This window comes from Streptomyces harbinensis, from assembly GCF_900116145.1.
Classification (GTDB): domain Bacteria; phylum Actinomycetota; class Actinomycetes; order Streptomycetales; family Streptomycetaceae; genus Streptomyces; species Streptomyces carpaticus.
The window spans coordinates 1-3345 of record NZ_FPAB01000026.1; the positions used below are offsets into that span (position 1 = coordinate 1).

General features: G+C 72.6%; 1 protein-coding gene and 2 pseudogenes. All 3 read left to right on the top strand.

What is annotated here, in order from left to right; translation table 11 throughout:
* Positions 1–101, top strand: a pseudogene (locus tag BM385_RS26310) (ATP-binding protein); the annotation flags it as partial.
* Between the two features lie 313 nt (positions 102–414).
* Entirely contained in the window at positions 415–3261 is a 2847-nt protein-coding gene (locus tag BM385_RS26315; RefSeq protein ID WP_175543121.1) for a nitrate- and nitrite sensing domain-containing protein, read from the top strand.
* 1 nt (position 3262) lies between these two features.
* Positions 3263–3345, top strand: a pseudogene (locus BM385_RS26320) (roadblock/LC7 domain-containing protein); the annotation flags it as partial.

Here is a 3345-nt window from a genome sequence, read left to right on the forward strand (position 1 = left end):
CTGACGCGCCGATCATCACGACGGATGCGCGGCATCGTGCGGAGGCGAAGGCGGCGCTGATCACTCTCGTCGAGCACGCCCTCATGGCCCGCCTGGGCTGATCCGCCCGCCCGGATCGCCCCTGGGGGACTGTGGCGTTGGACACGCTCTCCCCCCATGTCGATCATGCTCGCGCACACCTTCTGCACGTCTTCTGCACCGGCGGCGACCGGACCGCTGCGCGCGGTGCCCGCACTTCGTGCGCCTATGCCGCCGCTTGCCCTCCGGTGACCCGAATGTCCGTCTGAACGGTTGTCCGGATCCATCGGCCCGCGGGGATTGGAAAGTCCCCCCTCATCGTGCTGAAATCCACAGCAACTCCGCAGACGTGGCGGCCATCCGGACGGTGAGCCGATGCCGAGAGGTGAGAGGCCAGTGAGGCGCAGCAAGGCGACGCCCCCGTTCCCGCAGCCGCCGAACGCCCCGGGCGCATCCGGGCGCGGGAACTTCACCCCGCCGCAGGCGGGCGGGACACCCCGTCCCAGCGTGCCCCGGGACGACGACCCGGATCCGGCACCCGCGGCGCGCGGCAGCCGCTTCGCGCCGCGCAACTGGCGGGTGGCCACCCGGCTGAACGCCATCCTCCTCATCCCCGCGCTGCTCGCCCTCATCTTCGGCGGCCTGCGCGTGTACGACGCCTACGACACCTGGCAGGAGGCGGACGCCGCCGAGCGCACCGCCGAACTGGTGCGCGCCGCCGGTGCGTACGCCCACGCCGTCATCGACGAGCGCGACATCACCGCCCGCCCGCTGCTGGAGGGCCGCCCCGACGACCCGGTCATCGAACGGGCCCGTGCGCTCACCGACGAGGCGGCGGCCGAGTTCTGGGCCCGGGTGGAGGACGCCCCGCACACCGAGGGCGTACAGCGCCGGCTCTCGCTGGTGGAGGCCACCGAGCCGGGCCTGGCGGCCCTGCGCTCCGCGGCGTTCGGCGAGGACCTGCCCGGCGTGCAGACGGAGGAGGGGTACATCGCCGTCCAGCACCCCCTGATGTCCTTCGCCAACGAACTGGGCCTGGGCACCGGCAACATCACCTCCTACGGCCGCACCGTCTACGCCGTCTCGCTCGCCAAGTCCGCGGCCTCGCTGCAACGCGTCATCGGCACCCATCTGCTGGTCGCCCCCGGCCCCGGCGCCGAGCAGACCCAGCGCCAGCTCACCGCCTTCAGCTCCTACCGGTACCTGGAGAACATCGCCCGCAACGAGTACGTCGCCGCCGGCGCCGAGGCGGACGCCGACCGGCTCGCCGAGGTGCTGTCCCAGGCCGGCAGCGAACCCGGCGCGTCCGAGATGGACGACATGGGCACGCTGATCGCCGCCGGTCCGGACGCCGACGAGGTGACCCCGCAGAACTGGTATGCCGCCGCCACCGACCGGTTCGACGCGTACCACACCATCGAGCGCGAACTGGTGGACACGGCGGTGGGCGAGGCGCGCGACATCGCCGCCACCGCGCGCCGCGACATGGTGATCAGCGCCGGGGTCGCGGTGGCCGCGCTGCTGCTGGCCTTCGCCATCGCCATGCTGATGGCCCGCTCCATGAGCCGTTCGATGACCCAGCTGCGCACCGCCGCCCTGGGCGTCGCCGAGGAGCGGCTGCCCGCCCTGGTCGAGCAGCTATCGCGCACCCAGCCGGGCGCGGTGGACACCCGGGTGGAGCCGATACCCATCACCAGCCGGGACGAGATCGGCGAGGTGTCGCGGGCGTTCGACCACGTGCACCGCGAGGCGGTCCGGCTGGCCGCCGAACAGGCCCTGCTGCGCGGCAACGTGAACGCCATCTTCACCAACCTCTCCACCCGCAACCAGGGGCTCATCGAGCGCCAGCTCGGCCTGATCGGCGAGCTGGAGGCCCGCGAGGCCGACCCCGAGCAGCTGGAGCACCTCTTCAAGCTGGACCATCTGGCCACCCGCATGCGCCGCAACGGCGAGAACCTGCTGGTGCTGGCGGGGGAGGAGCCGGGCCGCCGGCTGACCGAGCCGGTGCCGCTGGTGGACGTTGTGCGGGCGGCGGCATCCGAGGTCGAGTCGTACGCCAGGATCGACATGGCGGGCGTCCCCGCCAACGACATCCACGGCGCCGTCGTCACCGACCTGGTGCACCTGCTGGCCGAGCTGCTGGAGAACGCCATCACCTTCTCCTCGCCGCAGACCAAGGTGCGGGTGGCGGCCACCCGGCTGCCCGACGGTCGTATCATGATCGAAATCCATGACAAGGGTATCGGGCTGACGCCGGAGGACTTCGCGGAGATCAACAAGCGACTGGCCGATCCGCCCTCCGTGGACGCGTCGGTCTCCCAGCGCATGGGGCTGTACGTCGTCGGCCGGCTGGCCGAGCGGCACGGCATCCGGGTGCAGCTGCGCCCCTCCGGCGAGCGCTCGGGCACCACCTCCCTGGTGATGCTGCCCGAGGCGATCACCCGGGGCGGGGGCGGTGAGCAGCCGCCGCCGGCCGAGGACTTCACCGTTTCCCGGATCGTTACACCGGCACAGGACGCGCACATCACCGAGGCCCAGCGGCAGGCCGGCCTGCGCACCGCGGCCGAGCTGGGCTTCGACGACTCGCGGTATGCGACCCCCGCTGTCTCTCCCGCCCCACCCGCCCCAGCCGTCCCACAGCTCCCGCAAACCGGGACACAGCCCCCGTACGACCCCGCGCACGACGCCGGGTACGCCACCCCGCCGACGTCCCCTGTCGAACCGGCGTACGATCAACTCTCGGCGCAGGGAGACCAGTTCACCGGCTACCCGGCGCCCACAGAATCTCCGCAGGATGGTCCCGCGGGGCCCGGTCAGCGCGTAGGCTTCACTGCACCGGACCCGGGACCGGCGGAGTTCGGTGGTACGACCGGGGCAGGGCTGCCCCGGCGGACACCGCCGGGACCGCAGCGGCACGACCGGGCCGAGGCGGCGCCGGCGCAGCAGGCACCGGAACCCGGGGAGGCGCAGTGGGACCGTGGACCACGCCGCGAGGCGCGGCCCGCCGGCACCACCTCCGCCGGACTCCCCAGGCGGGTGCCCCGGGCGAATCTGACCGAGCACCAGCCGGCGGAGCCGGGGTCGGCCGCGGGACCGCAGGTGTCCCGTGATCCGGAAGATGTCCGCGGCAGGCTCAGCAACCTGCACCGCGGTGTACGACAGGGCCGGGGCGGCACGGGCCGCACCGACCGGAACGAACCGCAGGGCCCCGGCCCTGGTAACACATACGATCAGGAGCGTTAGTGTGAGCCCGATGAGCCAGGCGGCGCAGAACCTGAACTGGTTGATCACCAACTTTGTGGAGAACACTCCTGGGGTGTCGCATAC